The organism is Pseudomonas fluorescens, assembly GCF_000730425.1.
In the GTDB taxonomy this organism is placed as follows: domain Bacteria; phylum Pseudomonadota; class Gammaproteobacteria; order Pseudomonadales; family Pseudomonadaceae; genus Aquipseudomonas; species Aquipseudomonas fluorescens_X.
The window spans coordinates 1,726,854-1,747,621 of the sequence record NZ_CP008896.1 but is presented as its reverse complement, the minus strand read 5'-3'; the positions used below and the strand labels follow the sequence as shown (position 1 = coordinate 1,747,621).

20 protein-coding genes and 4 tRNA genes are annotated in these 20,768 nt (G+C 59.1%); 17 read left to right on the top strand and 7 right to left on the bottom strand.

Going from position 1 to position 20,768, the window contains the following annotated elements:
* The first annotated feature begins 8 nt into the window (after window positions 1–8).
* Together HZ99_RS07500 and HZ99_RS07495 are read left to right on the top strand one after the other, a co-directional pair.
* Window positions 9–299 (top strand): Rho-binding antiterminator, encoded by a 291-nt coding sequence (locus tag HZ99_RS07500; RefSeq protein WP_038442084.1) that lies wholly within the window; start codon window positions 9–11, stop codon window positions 297–299.
* A 14-nt stretch (window positions 300–313) separates the two neighbouring features.
* Window positions 314–529 carry a cytoplasmic protein gene (locus tag HZ99_RS07495; RefSeq protein WP_235205573.1) on the top strand — a complete coding sequence of 72 codons (216 nt, stop codon included), beginning with the start codon at window positions 314–316 and terminating at the stop codon, window positions 527–529.
* Window positions 530–537: 8 nt separating this feature from the next.
* Here HZ99_RS07495 and HZ99_RS07490 read toward each other — a convergent pair whose 3' ends face one another.
* Window positions 538–1,584 carry an NAD(P)/FAD-dependent oxidoreductase gene (locus HZ99_RS07490; RefSeq protein ID WP_038442082.1) on the bottom strand — a complete coding sequence of 349 codons (1,047 nt, stop codon included), beginning with the start codon at window positions 1,582–1,584 and terminating at the stop codon, window positions 538–540.
* Window positions 1,585–1,809: 225 nt separating this feature from the next.
* Between HZ99_RS07490 and HZ99_RS07485 the strand changes: the two genes are divergently transcribed.
* The gene (locus tag HZ99_RS07485; RefSeq protein WP_038442081.1) at window positions 1,810–2,043 is read left to right on the top strand and encodes a hypothetical protein; all 234 of its coding nucleotides are present in this window, start codon (window positions 1,810–1,812) and stop codon (window positions 2,041–2,043) included.
* A gap of 38 nt (window positions 2,044–2,081) precedes the next feature.
* On the opposite strand, the gene HZ99_RS07480 is transcribed toward HZ99_RS07485, so the two are convergent.
* Both HZ99_RS07480 and HZ99_RS07475 read right to left on the bottom strand, forming a co-directional pair.
* Window positions 2,082–2,948: a sensor domain-containing diguanylate cyclase gene (locus HZ99_RS07480; protein ID WP_038442080.1), complete on the bottom strand. Its 867-nt coding sequence runs from the start codon at window positions 2,946–2,948 to the stop codon at window positions 2,082–2,084.
* A gap of 88 nt (window positions 2,949–3,036) precedes the next feature.
* Window positions 3,037–4,428, bottom strand: a complete 1,392-nt coding sequence (locus HZ99_RS07475; protein WP_038442078.1) for an aldehyde dehydrogenase family protein — start codon at window positions 4,426–4,428, stop codon at window positions 3,037–3,039.
* A gap of 105 nt (window positions 4,429–4,533) precedes the next feature.
* Here HZ99_RS07475 and ptrR point away from each other — a divergent pair, with 105 nt between their 5' ends.
* On the top strand, window positions 4,534–5,400 hold the full coding sequence (gene ptrR, locus HZ99_RS07470; protein WP_038442077.1) for a putrescine utilization regulator PtrR: 867 nt from the start codon (window positions 4,534–4,536) through the stop codon (window positions 5,398–5,400).
* Window positions 5,401–5,428: 28 nt separating this feature from the next.
* Here the strand turns inward: ptrR and HZ99_RS07465 are convergent, their stop codons facing one another.
* Entirely contained in the window at window positions 5,429–5,638 is a 210-nt protein-coding gene (locus HZ99_RS07465) for a hypothetical protein (RefSeq protein ID WP_038442076.1), read from the bottom strand.
* A gap of 180 nt (window positions 5,639–5,818) precedes the next feature.
* A complete protein-coding gene (locus HZ99_RS07460) occupies window positions 5,819–7,015 on the bottom strand; it encodes an amino acid aminotransferase (RefSeq protein ID WP_038442075.1) in 1,197 nt (398 codons plus the stop codon).
* Between the two features lie 343 nt (window positions 7,016–7,358).
* Between HZ99_RS07460 and uvrB the strand changes: the two genes are divergently transcribed.
* Window positions 7,359–9,374: an excinuclease ABC subunit UvrB gene (gene uvrB / locus HZ99_RS07455; protein WP_038442074.1), complete on the top strand. Its 2,016-nt coding sequence runs from the start codon at window positions 7,359–7,361 to the stop codon at window positions 9,372–9,374.
* A 107-nt stretch (window positions 9,375–9,481) separates the two neighbouring features.
* On the opposite strand, the gene HZ99_RS07450 is transcribed toward uvrB, so the two are convergent.
* Together HZ99_RS07450 and HZ99_RS07445 are read right to left on the bottom strand one after the other, a co-directional pair.
* Window positions 9,482–10,972: an MDR family MFS transporter gene (locus HZ99_RS07450; RefSeq protein ID WP_181883258.1), complete on the bottom strand. Its 1,491-nt coding sequence runs from the start codon at window positions 10,970–10,972 to the stop codon at window positions 9,482–9,484.
* Window positions 10,973–11,021: 49 nt separating this feature from the next.
* A complete protein-coding gene (locus HZ99_RS07445; RefSeq protein ID WP_038442072.1) occupies window positions 11,022–12,068 on the bottom strand; it encodes an HlyD family secretion protein in 1,047 nt (348 codons plus the stop codon).
* Between the two features lie 198 nt (window positions 12,069–12,266).
* On the opposite strand from HZ99_RS07445, the gene gltX reads away from it, so the two are divergent.
* The 12 genes from gltX (at window position 12,267) to HZ99_RS07385 (ending at window position 20,717) form a co-directional block, all read left to right on the top strand.
* Window positions 12,267–13,748 carry a glutamate--tRNA ligase gene (gltX, locus tag HZ99_RS07440; RefSeq protein WP_038442071.1) on the top strand — a complete coding sequence of 494 codons (1,482 nt, stop codon included), beginning with the start codon at window positions 12,267–12,269 and terminating at the stop codon, window positions 13,746–13,748.
* 147 nt (window positions 13,749–13,895) lie between these two features.
* Window positions 13,896–13,971: transfer RNA gene (locus HZ99_RS07435), tRNA-Ala, on the top strand.
* A 77-nt stretch (window positions 13,972–14,048) separates the two neighbouring features.
* Window positions 14,049–14,124 (top strand) — tRNA-Glu (locus HZ99_RS07430).
* Between the two features lie 50 nt (window positions 14,125–14,174).
* Window positions 14,175–14,250, top strand: a tRNA-Ala gene (locus tag HZ99_RS07425).
* A 78-nt stretch (window positions 14,251–14,328) separates the two neighbouring features.
* A tRNA-Glu gene (locus tag HZ99_RS07420) sits at window positions 14,329–14,404 on the top strand.
* Window positions 14,405–14,586: 182 nt separating this feature from the next.
* Window positions 14,587–15,126, top strand: a complete 540-nt coding sequence (locus HZ99_RS07415; protein ID WP_038442070.1) for a TetR/AcrR family transcriptional regulator — start codon at window positions 14,587–14,589, stop codon at window positions 15,124–15,126.
* A 30-nt stretch (window positions 15,127–15,156) separates the two neighbouring features.
* Window positions 15,157–15,990: an alpha/beta hydrolase gene (locus HZ99_RS07410; RefSeq protein WP_038442069.1), complete on the top strand. Its 834-nt coding sequence runs from the start codon at window positions 15,157–15,159 to the stop codon at window positions 15,988–15,990.
* A 54-nt stretch (window positions 15,991–16,044) separates the two neighbouring features.
* Entirely contained in the window at window positions 16,045–16,476 is a 432-nt protein-coding gene (locus tag HZ99_RS07405; protein ID WP_038442068.1) for an acyl-CoA thioesterase, read from the top strand.
* A 67-nt stretch (window positions 16,477–16,543) separates the two neighbouring features.
* The gene (locus HZ99_RS07400) at window positions 16,544–17,503 is read left to right on the top strand and encodes a tRNA dihydrouridine synthase (RefSeq protein ID WP_038442067.1); all 960 of its coding nucleotides are present in this window, start codon (window positions 16,544–16,546) and stop codon (window positions 17,501–17,503) included.
* 117 nt (window positions 17,504–17,620) lie between these two features.
* Entirely contained in the window at window positions 17,621–18,070 is a 450-nt protein-coding gene (locus tag HZ99_RS07395) for an Hsp20 family protein (protein WP_038442065.1), read from the top strand.
* A gap of 549 nt (window positions 18,071–18,619) precedes the next feature.
* Window positions 18,620–19,714 (top strand): hypothetical protein, encoded by a 1,095-nt coding sequence (locus tag HZ99_RS07390; RefSeq protein WP_144243161.1) that lies wholly within the window; start codon window positions 18,620–18,622, stop codon window positions 19,712–19,714.
* A 91-nt stretch (window positions 19,715–19,805) separates the two neighbouring features.
* Window positions 19,806–20,717, top strand: coding sequence for a hypothetical protein (locus HZ99_RS07385; protein WP_038442062.1), 912 nt, complete (start codon window positions 19,806–19,808; stop codon window positions 20,715–20,717).
* Window positions 20,718–20,768 lie beyond the last annotated feature (51 nt).

The window sequence follows — 20,768 nt, the reverse complement described above, 5'->3', positions numbered from 1 at the left end:
GAAACGCCATGACCGCGTATCAGCCCCTGAACTGCGATTTGCACGACTACCTGGAGATCGCCTGCATGCACCACTACCGCCTGCAGGTCGAAACCATCGATGGGCGCACCTTCGCAGCCAGGGCGCTGACTACGCGGACTGCGGCAAGTAAGGAAGAATTTTTGCTGCTGCACGGCGATAATGGTCAGTTCGAGGTGCGCCTCGACCAACTACTGGCCATTTCCCCGCTCGACGTCAGTGCCCGTTTTGGCCGTATCGAGCTGGCGGGTGCTTACTGCGCAATTGAGAGAGCAGAATGAATAGATATCGACTGATGATTAGCCGTGACGGCAGGCTATTAGGCCATTTTGAATCCGCCACCCCGTGGGCGCACGATGCTGCGCAGGAGATCGCGCGTTGCCTGGCGGGTGTTGATTACGACCTTGAACTGTTGGTCGCCGATAGCGAGCGCCGGCTGCTTGAAAGCGGCCCGGAGGGTGTTCGAGTGCTGCACAGTGAGCCGATTTTCAAGAGCATACCCTTGCCCTAGGCCGTGGCCTATCCACGGAAAAATCGATCAGGACGGCATGCCCCAAATGCCTCGGGTGGCGTGCCGTCAATCAACTCCTCGCTGGCAAGCCGGCCGACTATCGCTGCCAGCGTGACGCCAGGGTGCATGACACACACATAGACGCCCCCCACCTTGGGCAAATACCCGATGATCGGGATGCCATCGGCAGGTATTGGCCTGAGCCCGACACGGGCCAATTGCGGTTCAAGGGAAGCCACTCCGTGGAGTTCGTCCTGGATGGCCTTGGCTGTTCGCCGTGCTATCGCCTCCGGCTGGTTTTCCAAGGCATCGTCCAGGTAATCCTCTGCCGCCAGCAGCGTGCCATCTGCGTTTTGCCGCACTTCCATTTCCGGGCTGGAGATGAGGGTACATACACAGTTGGGTAGCGGTTTGTAGCGGATGAAGATCGCCGGGGAGGCGGTTATGGGAAGGTGAACCTGCAGCATATCCGCCAGGCTGGCGATGCCTGTCCCGGCGGCCAGTACGACGATATCAGCCTGGATGATGCCCCTTGAGGTTTCGACACCCGTTACCTGTTCACCCTCCCTTGTAAAGCCCAGTACCCGCGTTTGAGTGTGGACCTGCGCGCCGTTCGCCTGGGCACCTGCGACCAGCGCATGGGTGGCGGCTACTGCATCCAGCGCGCCCTCTTCGGCGACGTAGGTCGCGTAGTGAGGGGGATGCTTGAGGTTAGGCTCAAGCTCCAGGATGCGCGAACGCGGTACCCGGTTTGTCGAGGGCGGTAGCGATCCGCTGTAAGACAAGGCACCCGTCCATTGGATCTGCAGCCCAGGCAGTTGTGCTTCGAGCTGGTGGTATTCCTTTATCGCCGCACTGCGTAACGGTGCAATGGGGTCGGGGCCCGGGTGGCTGGTGTTGAGCCATGCGAATGACGTTGCCGTCACTGCGCCCGCTATCTCTTGCGCCTCCACCAGGCTGACCTTTGCACCTCTATCCGCCAGGTAATAGGCCAAGGACGCGCCGACGATGCCGCCACCAATGACTACGATTCGCTTGTCTCGTGGGTGTTCCATACCAACCTTCGCTCCATTGACCTGCCGCTGCTACGAACGATGAATAATTTTATGGCAGGGGAGCCTGATCGTTTATTGGGCTAAATCAACCCTTTTAACCCGTCCCGGTCTACCATGCCTGCCCGACAGTGGTTCCATGCGCTATCGGCCCCAAGCCATCAAGGTATCGCATATGACCTCGCCAACCTGCAACACGCCATTCATACCTTCAGTCGAGGTGTCGCAATGAGCATTGACCAGATCAGCCTGCCCAAGGGGGTTGGCCCGCATGCTGCCAAGCTGCTGGACGCAATCACCGGCGCCAGCAGCCTTGAGGCGTTGAACCGCGCTGGCGGTAAAGCCGAAGGTTTTGTGTTGGGGTTGGAGTCCACCAAAGCCATCAAGAGCCAGGTTGCCGAGTCGTTGTATGTGGCGTATGACGACGCGGCGAGTCATCGGGCGGGTGAGTTGAAGAACTAGCCGATGCAGTACGGCATAGCCATCAGTCGCAAATGTCACTATTGACCCACCGCGCGGTGGAGTTTTTTTACCCGGTACATGTCGCCATCGGCATGACTGAGCAGCGTATCGGCATCTTCGCCATCGGCGGGGTAAAGCGCCACGCCGATGCTGCACGACGGCATTTTCACCGTGCCCAACTCGTGGCCAAGCGGCTCGGCCATGACCGCAAGGATCTGCTGCACCTTCTCGGCCACCGCGTCTTCTGAATGAAGATCCGTCAACAGCACGGTGAATTCATCGCCGCCCATGCGTGCAATAGTGTCTGTCTCGCGCACGCAACGTTCCAGACGTCTGGCAATGGTGCACAACACGCGGTCGCCTGCGGCATGCCCATGCACATCGTTGATGCCCTTGAAATCATTGATATCCAGGAACAGCAAGGCCAGGGTGCTGTTTTGCCGGCGTGCGTTGCGCAAGGCCGAGTCCAGGCGGTCGTTGAACAGCGAGCGGTTGGTCAGGGCGGTCAGCGGGTCATGGTGGGCGAGAAAGCGCAGTTCCTGCTCCGCCTGGGTGAGGGCCGTGATGTCCCGCGCCACGCCGATCCGCGCGCCGACGTCCTCGGACCAGAATGCCGCCCACAGGATATGCACCACCGCTCCATCCTTGCGGATATAGCGGTTGCGGAAATCGACGTGGGGCTGGCCGTTCATGACCCGGATAATGGAAGCTCGGGTGGCCGCCAGGTCTTCAGGGTGCATATAGTCGGTAATCACGGTCCCGGTCAGCTCGTCGGGCCGATACCCGAGCAGCGTCTCGCAGGCGTCACTGACAAATGCAATCTGGTTGTCCCGGTCGACCACGAAAACCGTGTCCAGCATCAGGTGGATCAGTTTGGGGTAGAGCGCTTGTAGGTCAACGGGCATAGGTCAGGGCGGTCCGGTTCAAAAACGCCCTGATCATATCCCGATCCCGCCGGAGGACGGCGAGGAATCTTGCTCACCTCTCGTCGGATTACGTGCGATCTATCCAGACCGTTTGTGCGTTGCAGAACTCCCGCACGCCGAAGTGCGACAACTCACGACCAAACCCACTTTTTTTCACCCCGCCAAATGCGACCCGAGGATCGGATACGCTGTAGGCGTTGATAAAGATCCCGCCGGTTTCCAACTGGTTGGCAATCTGCCGCGCCTTTGCCGGATCGCGGGTGAAGAGGCTCGCGGTCAGGCCGAACTCGCTGTCGTTGGCCAGGGCTAGCGCGTGTTCGGCGTCGCGGGCGGTGATGATCGAGGCGACGGGGCCGAACAGTTCCTGTTTGAACGCGGTCATCTGGTCGGTGACATTGGCCAGGACGGTCGGCGCATAGTAGTTGCCCGGTCCTTCGATGGGGTGGCCGCCGAGTAGCAGGGTGGCGCCTTCTTCCAGGGTGGCCTGGACCTGGCCGTGCAACTCGTCACGCAGGTCGAAGCGGGCCATGGGGCCGATGTAGGTGTCGTTCGCTGTCGGATCGCCCATCACCAGTTGCCGGCTGGCCTCGAGGAACTTGGCGGTGAAGGCTTCGACCACGCCTTGCTCGATGATCAGGCGCTTGGCGGCGGCACAGACCTGGCCGCAGTTCTGGAAACGGCCGATCACGGCGGCTTGCACCGCAGCGTCGAGGTCGGCGTCGTTGAGCACGATGAAGGGGTCGGAGCCGCCCAGTTCCAGCACGCACTTTTTCAAGGCCGCGCCGGCCTGGGAGCCGATGGCGACACCCGCGCGCACGCTGCCGGTCAGGGTCACGGCGGCGATGCGTGGATCGGCGATGGCCTTGGACACCCCCTCCGGGGTGATGTTGACCACTTCGAACAGGCCATCGGCGAACCCGGCTTTATGGAACGCCTGTTTCATCAGGTAGGCGCTGCCCATCACGTTGGGTGCATGTTTGAGCACGTAGGTATTGCCACTGAGCATGGTCGGCACGGCGCCGCGCAGCACTTGCCAGACCGGGAAGTTCCACGGCATCACGGCGAGGATCGGGCCCAGCGGGCGGTATTCGATCTGGGCGCTGCCGTTGTCTACCTGGGTCGGCTCCGGGGCGAGCATGGCCGGACCGTGGGCGGCGTACCACTCGGCCAGCAAGGCGCATTTCTCGATTTCGCCACGGGCCTGGGCGATGGGTTTGCCCATCTCCAGGGTGATCATTTGCGCCATCTCTTCGGCTTGCTCACGCAGGGCGCAGGCCAGGGCCAGGAGCAATTCGGCACGCTGCGCCACGGGCGTGTCGCGACCGTGGCGAAAGGCGGTGCTGGCGCGGGTGAGGGCGGCGTCCAGTTGCGCGGCAGATTCGTACGGATAGCTGCCGACGGTTTCGCCATTGGTGGGGTTGATCGACAAGGCATGGGTCTGGTGAGAAAGAGCGTTCATGGGCACCGTCCTGCGCAGTGTTGGGGAAGGTGCCCAGCGTACGGGGCTGTATCTTTTACGGGAACTGAATAATATTAAGCAATACGTTCATGATTGGAGAATGACTTGGATCTGGTGCAACTGGAGATTTTCAAGGCGGTGGCCGAGCAAGGCAGCATCAGTGCGGCCGCACAATTGATTCATCGGGTGCCGTCGAACCTGACCACGCGCATCAAGCAATTGGAGCAGGACCTGGGTGTGGAGTTGTTTATCCGTGAGAAAAGTCGCCTGCGCCTGTCGCCTGCCGGCTGGAATTTCCTTGGCTATACGCGGCGCATTCTCGATCTGGTGCAAGAGGCCCGCGCCACCGTGGCGGGGGAGGAGCCCCAGGGGCCATTTGCCCTGGGTTCGCTGGAGAGCACCGCCGCCGTACGTATCCCGGCGTTACTCGCGGCCTATAACCAGAGGCACGCCAAGGTTGAACTGGACCTGACCACCGGCCCCTCGGGGACAATGATTGAAGGTGTGTTGTCGGGCCGGCTGGCGGCGGCGTTTGTCGATGGCCCGGTGTTGCACCCGACGCTGGAAGGCGTAGCGGTGTTTGAAGAGGAAATGGTGCTGATTGCGCCGTTGCAGCATGCTCCTATCACCCGCGGGCAGGATGTGAACGCAGAGAGCATCTATACCTTTCGCTCCAACTGTTCCTACCGCCATCACTTTGAGCGCTGGTTTTCCCAGGACGGCGCGGTGCCGGGGAAAATTTTCGAGATGGAGTCGTACCACGGCATGCTCGCCTGCGTCAGCGCCGGCGCTGGTTTGGCCCTGATGCCACGCAGCATGCTGGAGAGCATGCCGGGGTTTACCACGGTGAGTGTGTGGCCGTTGGCAGACGAGTTCCGCCTGTTGAACACCTGGCTGATCTGGCGCCGGGGCACGGTGTCACAGAGTCTGGACAGCTTCGTGCAACTGCTGGAGGAACGCATTCCCTTGTAGGCGCCGGCAAGCCGGCTCCTACAGAGGGTTAGCCTCCAAATTGCAGGGTGCCCATCGCCAATTTGGCCATCAGCGCCGTGGCGCCCAGTTGCACCAGCCACAAGGCCAGGCCGCCGAGGAAGACGCCCAGGGCCACTTGCAGCACCAGGCTTTTTTGCCGCTTGGCTTGGGGCGCGCGGGGGGTGAAGTGGTCCAGTTCGTCGCGGTCGGCACGCAGGTCCAGGTCGTCGTTTCTCATAGGTGGCTCATATCAAGGGTGAAGGACCACGGTCCCTGTAGGAGCCGGCTTGCCGGCGATGAGGTCCGTAGGGTCAGTGCAAGGCTGCAGGCTGCCATCGCCGGCAAGCCGGCTGCTACAAGAGTCTCGCACAAAAAAGGGGAAGCCACTGGCTTCCCCCTCCGTGCTACGCGACCAGGCTTACAGCACCTGCACGATCGCCTTGGTCACGGCACCGATGTTTGCCTGGTTCAGCGCCGCCACACAGATGCGACCGGTGTCCAGGGCATAGATGCCGAACTCGCTGCGCAGGCGGGTAACTTGCTCTACGGTCAGGCCGGAATAGGAGAACATCCCGCGCTGGCGACCGACGAAGCTGAAGTCGTGGCCTGGAGCAGCCTTGGCCAGCTCGCTGACCATCTGCTCGCGCATGCCACGGATACGCAGGCGCATCTCGGCCAGTTCCGCTTCCCACTGGGCACGCAGTTGCGGGCTGTTGAGCACCGCCGCCACAATTGCCGCACCGTGGGTTGGCGGGTTGGAGTAGTTGGTGCGGATCACGCGCTTGACCTGGGACAGGATACGCGCGCTTTCTTCTTTCGATTCGCTGACGATGGACAGTGCGCCCACGCGCTCGCCGTACAGCGAGAACGATTTGGAGAACGAACTGGACACAAAGAAGGTCAGGCCGGACTCGGCGAACAGGCGTACTGCTGCCGCATCTTCGTCGATACCGTCGCCAAAGCCCTGGTAGGCCATGTCGAGGAACGGTACCAGGTTCTTGGCCTTGATCACTTCCAGCACGTCGCTCCAGTCGGCCGGGCTTAGGTCGACACCGGTCGGGTTGTGGCAGCAGGCATGCAGCACGACGATGGACTGGGCAGGCAGGGCGTTGAGGTCTTCCAGCAGGCCGGCACGGTTCACGTCGTGGGTGGCGGCATCGTAGTAACGATAGGTCTGCACCGGGAAACCGGCTTTTTCGAACAGTGCCTGATGGTTTTCCCAGCTTGGGTCGCTGATGGCGACAACGGCGTTGGGCAGCAGTTGTTTGAGGAAGTCGGCACCGATTTTCAGCGCACCGGTACCGCCAACGGCTTGGGCCGTGATCACACGGCCAGCGCTCAACAGCGGTGAGTCAGTGCCAAACAGCAGCTTTTGCACGGCCAGGTCATAGGCGGCGATGCCATCGATCGGCAAGTAACCACGGGCGGCATGTTGCGCCACGCGAATGGCTTCCGCTTCGGCAACGGCACGCAGGAGTGGAATCTTCCCCTCCTCGTTGCAGTAAACGCCTACGCCAAGGTTGACCTTGGTCGTACGGGTATCGGCGTTGAATGCTTCGTTGAGGCCCAGGATAGGATCGCGTGGTGCCATTTCGACAGCGGAGAACAGGCTCATTTTTGCGGCAGCTCTATGGGGGAATGGAGGGACGTGTCGCGCTCCAGCCGAATGCACTAGAGCGGTGCACAAACGGGGAGCTAGTATAGAGGCCAACACCGCTCGCGGCGACAGCCGAAACGGTTTTTCGGTCAAGTTTTTCGGTTTATTTATTGACCGTTAGTCTTATTGCAACATGGATGGCAGCGGGCATGTAGGGCGATTGCCTTGAAACCCATCACATTCGCCTCCACTTCTACGGCTATCATGGTTTTTTCCTACGGCTCGCTCTGAAACTTGGCGGGCTGTGGTCTTTTTCGTCCCTGACGGGTTTGCAGTCTGGGGTGACTTCAAGAGGTACGTTATGTCGGATTTCCAACTAGTCACCCGCTTTGAACCTGCTGGCGACCAGCCCGAGGCCATTCGCCAAATGGTCGAAGGCATCGAGGCCGGCCTGGCCCACCAGACGCTGCTCGGGGTGACTGGCTCCGGCAAGACCTTCAGCATTGCCAACGTCATCGCCCAGGTGAACCGCCCCACCCTGGTGCTGGCGCCAAACAAAACCCTGGCTGCGCAGTTGTACGGCGAGTTCAAGGCGTTCTTCCCGAACAATGCGGTGGAGTATTTCGTTTCCTACTACGACTACTACCAGCCGGAAGCATATGTGCCGTCCTCCGATACCTTTATCGAGAAGGATGCGTCGGTCAACGACCATATCGAGCAGATGCGGCTGTCGGCGACCAAGGCGCTGCTGGAGCGCAAGGATGCGATCATCGTCACCACAGTGTCGTGCATCTATGGCCTGGGCAGCCCGGAAACCTATTTGAAGATGGTGCTGCACGTCGACCGCGGCGACAAACTCGACCAGCGTGCCTTGTTGCGCCGCCTGGCAGATTTGCAGTACACCCGCAATGACATGGATTTCGCCCGCGCGACCTTCCGGGTGCGTGGCGATGTGATCGATATTTACCCGGCAGAGTCGGACCTGGAAGCGATTCGCATCGAGCTGTTCGATGATGAGGTCGAGAGCTTGTCGGCCTTCGACCCATTGACCGGCGAGGTGATCCGCAAGCTGCCGCGCTTTACCTTCTATCCAAAAAGCCACTATGTGACGCCGCGTGAAACCCTTTTGGATGCCATGGAAGGGATCAAGGCCGAGTTGGCCGAGCGCCTCGAATACCTGCGTGCCAACAACAAACTGGTGGAAGCCCAGCGTCTGGAGCAGCGCACGCGTTTTGACCTGGAGATGATCCTGGAGCTGGGCTACTGCAATGGCATCGAAAACTACTCGCGCTACCTGTCGGGTCGCGAATCCGGTGCGCCGCCACCGACTCTCTACGATTACCTGCCGGCAGATGCCTTGCTGGTGATCGACGAATCCCACGTCAGCGTGCCGCAGGTCGGCGCCATGTATAAAGGCGACCGCTCGCGCAAGGAAACCCTGGTGGAGTACGGCTTCCGCCTGCCTTCGGCGCTGGATAACCGGCCGATGCGTTTTGACGAATGGGAAAGCATCAGCCCGCAGACCATCTTTGTGTCCGCCACGCCGGGTAACTACGAGGCCGAGCATGCGGGCCGGGTGATCGAGCAACTGGTACGCCCCACCGGCCTGGTCGACCCGCAAATCGAGATCCGCCCGGCTCTGACCCAGGTCGATGACCTGCTGTCGGAGATCACCAAGCGGGTGGCCCTGGAAGAGCGGGTGCTGGTCACCACGCTGACCAAACGCATGTCCGAAGACCTTACCGATTACCTGGCCGACCATGGCGTGCGCGTGCGTTACCTGCACTCGGACATCGACACGGTGGAACGCGTGGAAATCATCCGCGACCTGCGCCTGGGCACCTTTGATGTGCTGGTGGGGATCAACCTGCTGCGTGAAGGCCTGGATATGCCCGAGGTGTCGCTGGTAGCGATTCTGGATGCAGACAAGGAAGGTTTCCTGCGTTCCGAGCGCTCGCTGATCCAGACCATCGGCCGTGCGGCGCGTAACCTCAATGGCCGCGCGATCCTGTATGCCGACCGCATCACCGGCTCCATGGAGCGCGCCATCGGCGAGACCGAGCGCCGCCGCGACAAGCAGATTGCGTTCAACCTGGCCAATGGCATCACCCCTAAGGGTGTGTTCAAGGACGTCGCCGACATTATGGAAGGCGCCACCGTGCCGGGGTCGCGCAGCAAGAAGCGCAAAGGCATGGCCAAGGCCGCCGAGGAAAGCGCCAGGTACGAAAACGAACTGCGCTCGCCGAGTGAAATCACCAAGCGTATCCGCCAGCTGGAAGAGAAAATGTACCAATTGGCGCGGGACCTGGAGTTTGAAGCGGCAGCGCAGATGCGTGATGAGATTGGCAAGTTGCGTGAGCGGTTGCTGGCGGTCTGATTTGTGCTGACGGTTGGGGCCTCGTCGCAGGCAAGCCCGTACACATTCGGATTTGTGAATACATTCAAATGTGGGCGCTGGCTTGCCTGCGATGGCGGCGCCTCGGTCTAATGGGCTTCCCCTGCCTTGAGCCCCACCGGCAACGCCTTGGTCAAAAAGATCGCCAGCATGCTCACCGCCAGCGCCAACCCCACAAAGTGAAATGCATCGTTGTAGGCCATGATCTGCGCCTGCTGATGCGCAATCTCACTGAGCTTGCCCAGTGCCGCCGTCTCACTGCCCAACTTCTCTGTCAGCATGGCCATGCGCTCGGCCACCTGGGGGTTGGTTGGCACAATGGCCTCGCGCAGGTAGTCAAAGTAGGTCTTGGTCCGTGCATCCAATAGCGTCGCCAGCAGTGCAATACCGATGGCACCCCCCAGGTTGCGCAGGATATTGAACAGGCTCGACGCCGAGCCCGCGTCCTGGGGCAGGATGTACGCCGTGGCGATCAGCGAAATGGTGACCATGATCAGTGGCTGGCCAAGGGCGCGGATGATCTGGATCTGGTTGAACTGGCTGCCGGCAAAGTCCGGGTTAAGCACCCCTGAGGAAAAACTCGCCAGGCCAAATAGGCCAAACCCCACGGTGCAAAGCCACTTTGGTGACACGTATTTCATCAGTTTCGGCACCAGTGGAATCAGGAACAGCTGTGGTACGCCCATCCACATGATCACTTCGCCGATTTGCAGGGCGTTGTAGTTCTGAATCTGCGCCAGGTACAGCGGCAGCAGGTAGATCGAGCCGTACAGGCCCACGCCCATGCCCAGGCTGGAGATGCTTGAAAGTCCAAAGTTGCGGTTGGCCAGGATGCCCAGGTTGATCAGCGGGTTGGGCTTGGACAGCTGCACGATGACAAAGGTAATCAGGCTCAACAGGGCAATGGTGCCCAGGCTGACGATCAGGCTCGACTCCAGCCAGTCCTTGCGATGCCCTTCTTCAAGAAATACCTGCAGACAACCCAGGCCCACGGCCAGGGTCAGGATGCCCATGTAGTCGGTGCTTTTGAGCAGTTCCCAATGCGCGGCCTTTTTTTCCAGGCCATAGAGCAGGCCGGCGATCATCAACAGCCCTGGCGGTACGTTGATATAGAAGATGTATTCCCAGCCCCAGTTTTCCGTGAGCCAGCCGCCGATGGTCGGGCCAATGGAGGGGGCGAAGGTGGCGGTCATGGCGAACATCGCCATGCCCTTGGCACGGTGGTGCTCGGGCAGTTTGATCAGGGTCAGGGTGAAGGCCAGCGGGATCAGCGCGCCGCCGGTAAAACCTTGCAGGGCACGGAATACGATCATGCTTTCCAGGCTCCAGGCCATGGAACACATCAGCGAGGCGATCAGGAAACCCACCGAGACCCACACGGCCAGGCGCCGCGCCGACAGCAACTGTACCAGCCAGGCGGTGAGGGGGATCATGATGATTTCGGCTACAAGGTAGGAGGTGGAAATCCATGAGCCTTCTTCCAGAGTGGCCGACAGCGCACCCTGGATATCCTTGAGCGAAGAGTTGGTGATCTGGATATCGAGCACCGCCATAAAGGCGCCGAGCATTACACTCATCACTGCAATCCAGTCGCGCCGAGTCGGTTCGCCGACCGGGCGCAGCAGTTGATCACCGGCCATGGTCAGGGTCTTGGATCTTTACTTTGACGGTCACGGACATACCGGGGCGGATCTTGCCGCGCAGTGGGTTGTCGGCGGCAAAGGTGAGTTTTACCGGAATACGCTGTACGACTTTGGTGAAGTTGCCGGTGGCATTGTCTGGCGGCAACAGGCTGAACTGCGCGCCGGAGGCGGCGAACAGGCTGTCGACCCGAGCCTCGATGGGCGTGTCGCCATAGGCATCAAAGGTCAGCTCGGCCGGCTGCCCGGGTGCCATATGGCCGATCTGGGTTTCCTTGAAGTTGGCCTGGATCCAGATGTCCTGGTCGGGAACGATAGACAGCAGGTAGGCGCCGGCTTGCACAAATTGGCCGTTACGCGCGGCGCGCTGGCCGACGAGGCCACTGATGGGGGCGTGGATTTCGCTGCGGGTCAGGTTCAGTTGGGCCTGGGCCAGGTCGGCGCGGGCATTGGCGATCTGCGCGTCGAGGCGCTTGATCTCGGCGTTCAGGGCGCTGACTTGCTGGCGTTGGCCCTGCAGGTCGGCCTGGGCCTTGGCGACCTGGGACCGGGCGATGTGGTTGTCGGCAGACAGGGTGGTGACGCGTTCTTGCGAGACATAACCCGGCTTGCTCAGGGTTTGCGCTCGGGACAAGTCGATCTGCGTGCGGCCGAGGGTCGCCTGGCTGGATGACACCTGGGCATCGGCGGCGGCGATCAGGCTGGCTTGTTGGGTCAGCTTGCTCATGGCCTGCAAGCGTTCGGCTTCGCGGGTGGCGAGGGCGGCATTGGCGCGGTCGATGGCCAGCAGGAAGTCGTCCTGTTCCAGGATGACCAGCAGTTGGCCTTTTTCCACATGCTCGTTATCACCGACCTTGACCTCGGCGATGCGCGCGCCGAGCTGGCTGGAGACCCGGGTGATCTCGCCCTGCACGTAGGCGTTGTCGGTGCTTTCATAAAAGCGCCCCTTGAAGAACCAATGGGCAAAGAAGCCCGCGGCGATCAGGGCGACGATCAACAGGAAAATAAACAGGCGGCGTTTGAGTTGGGCAGGCATGGCGGCGCAGGGTCAGTTACAAAAGGTAATGGAATATAGCCAGCTAACGATCTGGCAAATAGCTATGTCGCGGTTGCAGCCCCAACCTTGGCTTATATGCCCTTTGTTGATCGGCCCACGCTGGAGCCGGGGGGCTTGGGGCTGTTACCATTCGCCCCTTGTTTTATTTTCAGCTTTATTGCCCATTCGAGACCCGCCATGACCACCGTCCGCACGCGCATCGCGCCATCGCCTACTGGGGATCCCCACGTCGGTACTGCTTACATCGCCTTGTTCAACTACTGCTTTGCCAAGCAGCACGGCGGTGAGTTCATCCTGCGGATCGAAGACACAGACCAAGTGCGTTCGACCCGCGAGTCGGAACAGCAGATTTTCGATGCCCTGCGCTGGTTGGGCATTACCTGGGCTGAAGGCCCGGATGTCGGCGGCCCACATGGCCCGTATCGCCAGAGTGAGCGCAGCGACATCTACAAGCAGTACACCCAGCAACTGGTCGATATGGGCCACGCTTTTCCGTGTTTCTGCACGGCCGAAGAACTGGACCAGATGCGCGCCGAGCAACAGGCCCGTGGCGAGACCCCGCGCTATGACGGCCGTGCGCTGCTGCTGTCCAAGGAAGAAGTAGCTGCGCGCCTGGCCGCCGGTGAGCCCCATGTCATCCGTATGAAAGTGCCGAGCGAAGGCGTGTGCGTGGTGCCGGACATGCTGCGCGGTGATGTCGAGATCCCATGGGACCGCATGGACATGCAAGTGCTGATGAAGACCGACGGCCTGCCGACGTACTTCCTGGCCAACGTGGTCGACGATCACCTGATGGGCATCACCCACGTGTTGCGCGGTGAAGAGTGGCTGCCATCGGCACCCAAGCTGATCCTGCTCTACGAGTACTTTGGCTGGGAACAACCGCAGCTGTGCTACATGCCGCTGCTGCGCAACCCGGACAAGAGCAAGCTGTCCAAGCGCAAGAACCCGACCTCGGTAACGTTCTACGAGCGCATGGGCTTTATGCCAGAAGCGATGCTCAACTACCTGGGCCGTATGGGCTGGTCGATGCCGGACGAGCGCGAGAAGTTCTCGCTGCAGGAAATGGTCGATCACTTCGACCTGTCCCGCGTCTCCCTGGGCGGGCCGATCTTCGATATCGAGAAGCTGTCGTGGCTCAACGGCCAATGGCTGCGCGACCTGGCGGTGGAAGAGTTCGCCAGCCGTGTGCAGCAGTGGGCGTTGAACCCCGAGTACATGATGAAGATCGCGCCGCTGGTGCAGGGCAGGGTGGAGACCTTCAGCCAGGTCGCACCGTTGGCCAGCTTCTTCTTTGCCGGTGGTGTGAGCCCGGATACCAAGCTGTTCGAGTCCAAGAAACTCTCCGCTGACCAGGTCCGCCAGTTGATGCAGTTGATCCTGTGGAAGCTGGAAAGCCTGCGCCAGTGGGAGAAGGATGCGATCACCGCGACCATCCAGGCCGTGGTCGAATCCCTGGAATTGAAACTGCGCGACGCCATGCCGTTGATGTTTGCTGCGATTACCGGGCAAGCCAGTTCGGTGTCGGTACTCGATGCGATGGAAATTCTCGGCCCGGATCTGACCCGTTTCCGTCTGCGCCAAGCTCTTGATTTGCTTGGTGGTGTGTCGAAGAAAGAAAACAAGGAATGGGAAAAGCTGCTGGGCGCGATCGCTTAAGCAGGCCGTTGTAACGGAGAAACCCCGGTTTTCCGGGGTTTCGTCGGTAAGTGATTGTTATCCCGGCAAAAAACTTTGGAAATTGTTGAAAATAAATTTGACACGTTTCCAAACCGCCATTAAGATTCGCCCCGTCCTCACCGATGAGGGGCTATAGCTCAGCTGGGAGAGCGCTTGCATGGCATGCAAGAGGTCAACGGTTCGATCCCGTTTAGCTCCACCAATTTACAGGTTCAAGGTCTGGCCACACCGTCCTTGAATCGATCAGTCTCAGCCTGATCATGTTGTACAGAAGGTTTTGTCCCCTTCGTCTAGTGGCCTAGGACACCGCCCTTTCACGGCGGTAACAGGGGTTCGAGTCCCCTAGGGGACGCCAGTTTCAACAAGCAGCTCGCAAGGTCTGCTGCGCCGCGAGGCGAAAAATCCGGGGCTATAGCTCAGCTGGGAGAGCGCTTGCATGGCATGCAAGAGGTCAACGGTTCGATCCCGTTTAGCTCCACCAATTTACAGGTTCAAGGTTCCGGCCACACCGTCCTTGGATCGATCAGTCTCAGCCTGATCATGTGTATAGAAGGTTTGTGTCCCCTTCGTCTAGTGGCCTAGGACACCGCCCTTTCACGGCGGTAACAGGGGTTCGAGTCCCCTAGGGGACGCCACGATTACCCGCTTTGCGGGATTTTTAAGGGTCATTCAATTATTGAATGGCCCTTTTGTTTGTCTGGCGTTTGGGTTTTCTCCCGTCCTCTTCAACATACTTCTTCTGACCAACGGTCGAATTCACCGCTTGCCAAAAAGTATTATGAAGATAATATTTTAAGCGTAATATTCGGAGGCCATCATGAGCGATAAAAAAGCGCAAACCCGTGAACGTATTCTGCAGGCCGCCAGCTCCGCGCTGATCCAGCGTGGCCCGGCCGAACCGAGTGTGGGTGAAGTCATGGGCGCGGCGGGGCTGACCGTTGGTGGCTTCTACGCCCACTTTGAAAGCAAGGACGCCTTGATGCTGGAGGCGTTCGAACAACTATTGGCGCGGCGACGCACATCTATCGACGATATGGATCCCAGCCTGACAGGCGAAGAGCGCCGGGCCCTGGTGGCGGCGTTCTACCTGTCGCGCAAGCACCGCGACTCTACCGCCCAGGCCTGTCCGATCCCGGCCACGGTTGGCGAAATGAGCCGTCTGCCGGATGAATTCCGCGATGTATTGAACCAGCACGTCGAATTGATGGCCGCACAACTGGCCACCAGCCCGGAAGACACCGACAAGGCCCTGGCTGACATGGCCTTGATGGTTGGTGGTCTGGCATTGGCCCGGGCTCTAGGGCCCGGTGAATTATCGGATCGTGTATTGCGCGCCTCCAAGTCGGCAGTGCGCTGAACAAGGCTTGTGAGCCTGGGGAGTGAATGGATGAGCACCTTGAGCTGGATTCGTCGCGTCAACGGCACCTTGGGCAGGCTGGCGCCACAGACCATCGCCAACCAGATGCGTCGCGCCTTCATGACGCCGCGGGACTTGCCGCCGCGTGATTGGGAGCTGCCGCTGTTGGCACAGGCCGAACGCATCACTCTGCGCTTCGGTCTGTCGGCCCTGCGCTGGGGCCAGGGCCCGGCGGTCCTGATGATGCACGGCTGGGAAGGACGCCCAACCCAGTTTGCCAGCCTGATCGACGCCTTGGTGGGTGCTGGCTACTCGGTGATTGCCCTCGACGGTCCGGCCCATGGTCGTTCGCCGGGTCGTGAAGCCCACGTGGTGCTGTTTGCCCGGGCAATGCTCGAAGCGGCTGCCGAGTTGCCACCGCTGCACGCGGTGGTCGGCCACTCCATGGGAGGCGCCAGCGCGATGCTGGCCATCCAGTTGGGCCTGCGCACGAATGCGCTGGTGAGCATTGCTGCCCCTTCACGCTTGCTCGATGTCTTGCGTGGCTTTGCCGGGGTGGTCGGCATGCCGGAGCGAGCGCGGGCGGCGTTTATCCAGGAGGTCGAATACTCCTTGGGCATTCCGCTCAAACACCTGGATGTGGCTCACTATCAGATGAATATCCCAGGGCTGGTCGTGCATGCCGAAGATGACACTTTCGTCCCGGTCAAAGCCTCGCAGATGATCCACGAAGCCTGGTTCGACAGCCGCCTGTTGCGCCTGGAACAGGGCGGGCACCAGAAAGTCCTGGCCGATCCGCGAGTGGTCGAGGGCGTGCTCGCGCTGCTGGCCGGCTGCCGGGAACCGGCGCGGCAAACCGCTTGAGCCCAGCGATGGGTTACACTGCTCCCGCTGACATCAATCGACCGGGAGCAGGGCATGGGCTGGGACTTGGCGAAGCCGTTTATCATCGATCTGCAGGTGGCCCCTGAGGACATCGACGGCCTGGGGCATGCCAACAATGCCGTTTACGTTGCCTGGCTGGAACGTTGCGCCTGGCGCCACTCACAGCGCCTGGGCCTGGACCTCGCCGAGTACCGGCGCCTGGATCGGGCCATGGCAGTAGTACGCCACGAAATCGATTACCTGGCGGCCGGCTATGAAGGTGACGAGCTGCAATTGGCGACCTGGATCGTCGATTGGGATCAGCGCCTGAAAATGACCCGGCGTTTCCAACTGATGCGCCCCAGCGATGGCGCCACCCTGTTGCGCGCGCAAACCACCTTTGTCTGTATCGAGCTCTCCAGCGGCAAGCCCAAGCGTATGCCGGCGGAGTTTATCGAGGGGTATGGCGTGGCGCTGCACATCTGACAAGGGGGTTAACGGTTACTGTGGGAAACCCAGTAAACTGCGCCACGTTTTTTGTTGAGTGTTTTCCATGCAAATTGCTTTGGCGCCCATGGAGGGGTTGGTCGACAACATCCTGCGGGACGTGCTGACTCAGGTCGGCGGTATCGATTGGTGCGTGACCGAATTTATCCGGGTCAACGACCGCCTGCTGACGCCTGCCTATTTCCACAAGCTTGCTCCTGAACTGCTGCACGGCGCCAAGACCGCTGCAGGCGTGCCGTTGCGCGTGCAACTGCTCGGTTCCGATCCGGTATGCCTGGCAGAAAACGCCGCGCTGGCCTGTGAACTGGGTTCTGAAGTGATCGACCTGAACTTCGGCTGCCCGGCCAAGACGGTCAACAAATCCCGTGGCGGCGCGGTGCTGCTCAAGGAACCGGAACTGCTCAACCAGATCGTCGAGCACGTGCGTCGCGCAGTGCCGGCGCATATCCCGGTAACTGCCAAGATGCGCCTGGGTTTTGACAGCCCGGATGGTGCACTGGTGTGCGCCACGGCCCTGGCTGAAGGCGGCGCAGCGCATATCGTGGTGCATGCGCGGACCAAGGTCGACGGCTACAAGCCACCCGCCCATTGGGAGTGGATCCCGCGGGTGCAGGACGTGGTCAAGGTGCCGGTATTTGCCAATGGCGATATCTGGAGCGTCGAGGACTGGCGGCGCTGCCGCGAGATCAGCGGGGTCGAAGACATCATGCTCGGTCGCGGCCTGGTGGCGCGGCCAGACCTGGCCCGGCAAATCGCCGCCGCGCGTGCAGGCCAGGACGTGGTGCAGATGACCTGGGAGGCTATGCAGCCCATGCTCCAGGAGTTCTGGACGCAGTCCGTGGCGCAATTGACTGAGCGCCAGGCGCCGGGCCGCCTGAAGCAGTGGCTGGCCATGCTGACGCGCAATTACCCGCAAGCCGTAGAGTTGTTTACCGCTTTGCGTCGGGAAACTGACCTTCAGCAGGTCAGTCGTTTACTGGGGATGCCCCACCCGCAAGCGGCCTGAGATTTTTCCTACAACCTCTCTTGAAATGCAATTAGCGGTCCTTATCTAGGGATTACACGATGCCGAATTCGGGTCGTGGAGATAAAAAACCTTGCTGATATTTCAGGAGATTTAACCATGAGTACCGCATTTTCCCTGGCGCCACTGTTCCGCTCTTCCGTGGGCTTTGACCGTTTCAATGATCTGTTCGAGGCCGCACTGCGTAACGAGCCGGGTAGTAGCTACCCACCCTATAACGTCGAGAAGCATGGCGAAGACCAATACCGCATCGTGATCGCGGCCGCCGGTTTCCAGGAAGACGATCTGGATCTGCAGGTAGAGAAAGGCGTACTGACCGTCAGTGGTGGCAAGCGCGACACCAAGGCCGAAAGCGTCACTTATCTGCATCAGGGTATTGCTCAGCGGGCTTTTAAATTGTCGTTCCGCCTGGCCGACCATATCGAGATCAAGGCCGCAGACTTGAGTAATGGGCTGCTGAGTATCGATCTGTTGCGGGTCGTGCCAGAAGAGGCAAAGGCCAAACGTATCCCGATCAATGGGGTGCAGAAGTCGGCTCTGCAACATTGATTGCATATTTCTAGGTTTTACATCACCTCGAAAAAGGGCGCCTCTGGCGCCCTTTTTTGTTTAAGGCGCTGAGGGGGATAGTCGGCTTGACTGGTGATAGGCGGGGATGTTGTTTTTAGTTTAAGGATAGTGCTGTTTTTTTTGTACTAATGGGTGTGTGTAACTTGTTTTTGTTTTTAAGGTGCGAGGGCTTTTTAATTTTGCAGAGCGTTACAGCAGTATAGTTCGCGCAGATAATACCACGGGGGGTGTACTTAGAAAATAAGTAATCATGACGCCTTTTTTCGTCTTGGCAGTTTATTAGCGGGTATGACGTTATTTTTTCAGAAAAAGGCCTGTGGAAAGCGATTTTCTGCTGGGGTCCATGGGTAAAAGTCCGAAATTTTCTATTGGTTTCCTTATGTTTTCCGCGATTTCTGGAACCCGAACTCTTTTTCTTCCACGAAACCAGTGACTTCGATTCGGTTACTGCTGCTTCAAGTCACAAGTAAATGGTGTTTGTTGTGGGTGTTGAATGCCCTGGTGCTTTTTTGAGAAGAGGAATGACTAATGTCGTATCTATCTGTTAATAATCCCCCGAGCGTTAATGTCGGTAATCATAAACTTGATCTGGGCGTGCCGTTATCTGTTCCCGCTGGAAATACTGAGGCGAGTAAACTGCTGGGTAACAAGTCGAGTGTTTTGCCAGACCATACTCGAAATGCTGAACTTGGGCGGGGAAGTACAACCGTCAGTACGGATGCTCTTTCAAAGTTGCTGGATATGTTTGAACTGCTCTTTAAGGCAATGCGAGATGTTTTGTCGGGCAAAAAGAATCCTCCCGATACCTTGGCTACGCAGGATAAGCCGACGGAAACGAAACCTCTGCCTGGGGATAAGCCTGCCATTTCAGGTCAGGAAGTGAAGACTCGGGTCGATGAGGGCAAGCAGCCTGAGAAGAAAGCAGATATCGATGGAAAAACCGTGCTTTCAGGCAAGGATTTAAAAGCCTTGGTCGACACGGACAAACAAACAGAGAAGAAGCCGGATGCCGAGAACAAACCGGCGGCTCCAGGCAAGGACGCCAAAGTGCTGGTCGACACGGACAAACAGACAGAGAAGAAGCCGGATGCCGAGAACAAGCCGGCGGTTCCAGGCAAGGACGCCAAAGTGCTGATCGACACGGACAAACAGACAGAGAAGAAGCCGGATGCAGGCGTAAAACCTACGGCCACGGACAAGCAATCCAACGTATCGGCTGACAACATGGTGCGGGTGAATGTCAATGTCAACAATTGCCACTGCCCGGGGGATACTCCCCCTGTGTTTCCGGGGATTGACCCTCGCTTTGAGCCGGGTTCGATACCCATGGTCAGTACACATTTGTACCCCGGGTTGGAGCCCCAACCGCCCAGCTTGGTGACCAACCACCGCGTGAACCCAGGCGTGGTGCCCCATTCGACAACCCCCGTGATTAATCGTGGCGTGAGGTCTGAGCCGGTAGTGCCAGATGCGAACACCCGGGTGAAGCCCGGCGTCTCTCCCCAGCCGGCCCCTGAAGTACAACCAGACAAGCCACTGCCAGACACTGACTTGACCTCTGCGGGCCCGGATTGTGGTCCTGATGAAATAGATGGGGCAGCGGATGCCTATCGTCGACGCTAATACGGCTGTTGAACCTATAGATCCTTAAATTCAATCAGTTGCTTTTCCGGTCGGTGACCGGCCGGAAAGGCACTTTTTACGAGAGAAAATCATGTCTTTTTTAAGTGTTCACAGTACTTCAAAAATCATGTGTGATTGCTCAGGGCGCCAGGATGATGTTGTTGATGTTAAAGATGAAAGTCCGGCTACACGTCGCTCAGGTATTAACAGGCTTTCCCGTGATTATTCGCCTAATAATGAAGTTGCCCAGACCAATGGTGATATGACGAAACCGGCGCTGGACTTGCAGGCCGTTATTTCGATGTTCAGCGCTTTCTTGAGCCAGATTTCAGCGTTGCTCTCAGGCCGGGACGAAGCGGGCAAGGTCAAGCCAGCACCTGTAGTACCCAATCCCCAGGCATCTCTTCCTGATCTATCGAGCAAGCGCAACGGTGCCAAGTGTGACGATATCTGGAGCGGTTTCCGGCAGGGGCCGGATGGTAATTGCGTGACGGTTTCAGCAATCAAGGCGGCCATGCATAAGTTTGGGCAAAGCCCTACTGATATTTATAAAAGTGTCAATAAGACGGAGCAAGGCTATGAGGTCACGATGCGCGATGGTTTTCGCTTGTCATTGACGCATCAAGAGTTGAAGCAGGCGTCGATCGGGGCACGTTTTTTTGGCAAAGATAGAGGCATGCTCAAGGACGCTCAGTTTTTGTTTGCTGCCAGTGCCAAGCGGGCACAGATGGAAAACAATGATGGCCAGGCACGCAGAAGTTTCACCAGGGCAATACGCAGTCTCAATGACGGCGAAGATGAGAGAGGGGCGGGAGAAGGATTTCAACGGTTGGGGTTAAAAAAACATACAAAAAAAGTCCCTGTAAGTACCTTGGCCCGTGGGCAAGTAGGCATGGTTAATCGGGCTGGTCACTCGGTTGCAGTAGTTGATGGGAAAGAGGAGTTGTGGGGCCGAAAAGGAAGAACTCCAACTCATGGAGATGCTGTGGCACTGATTGGTTGATTGACGTAGTTTGGTGGGTTTTATAGTTAAATATAAGAGTGCTAGTAAATA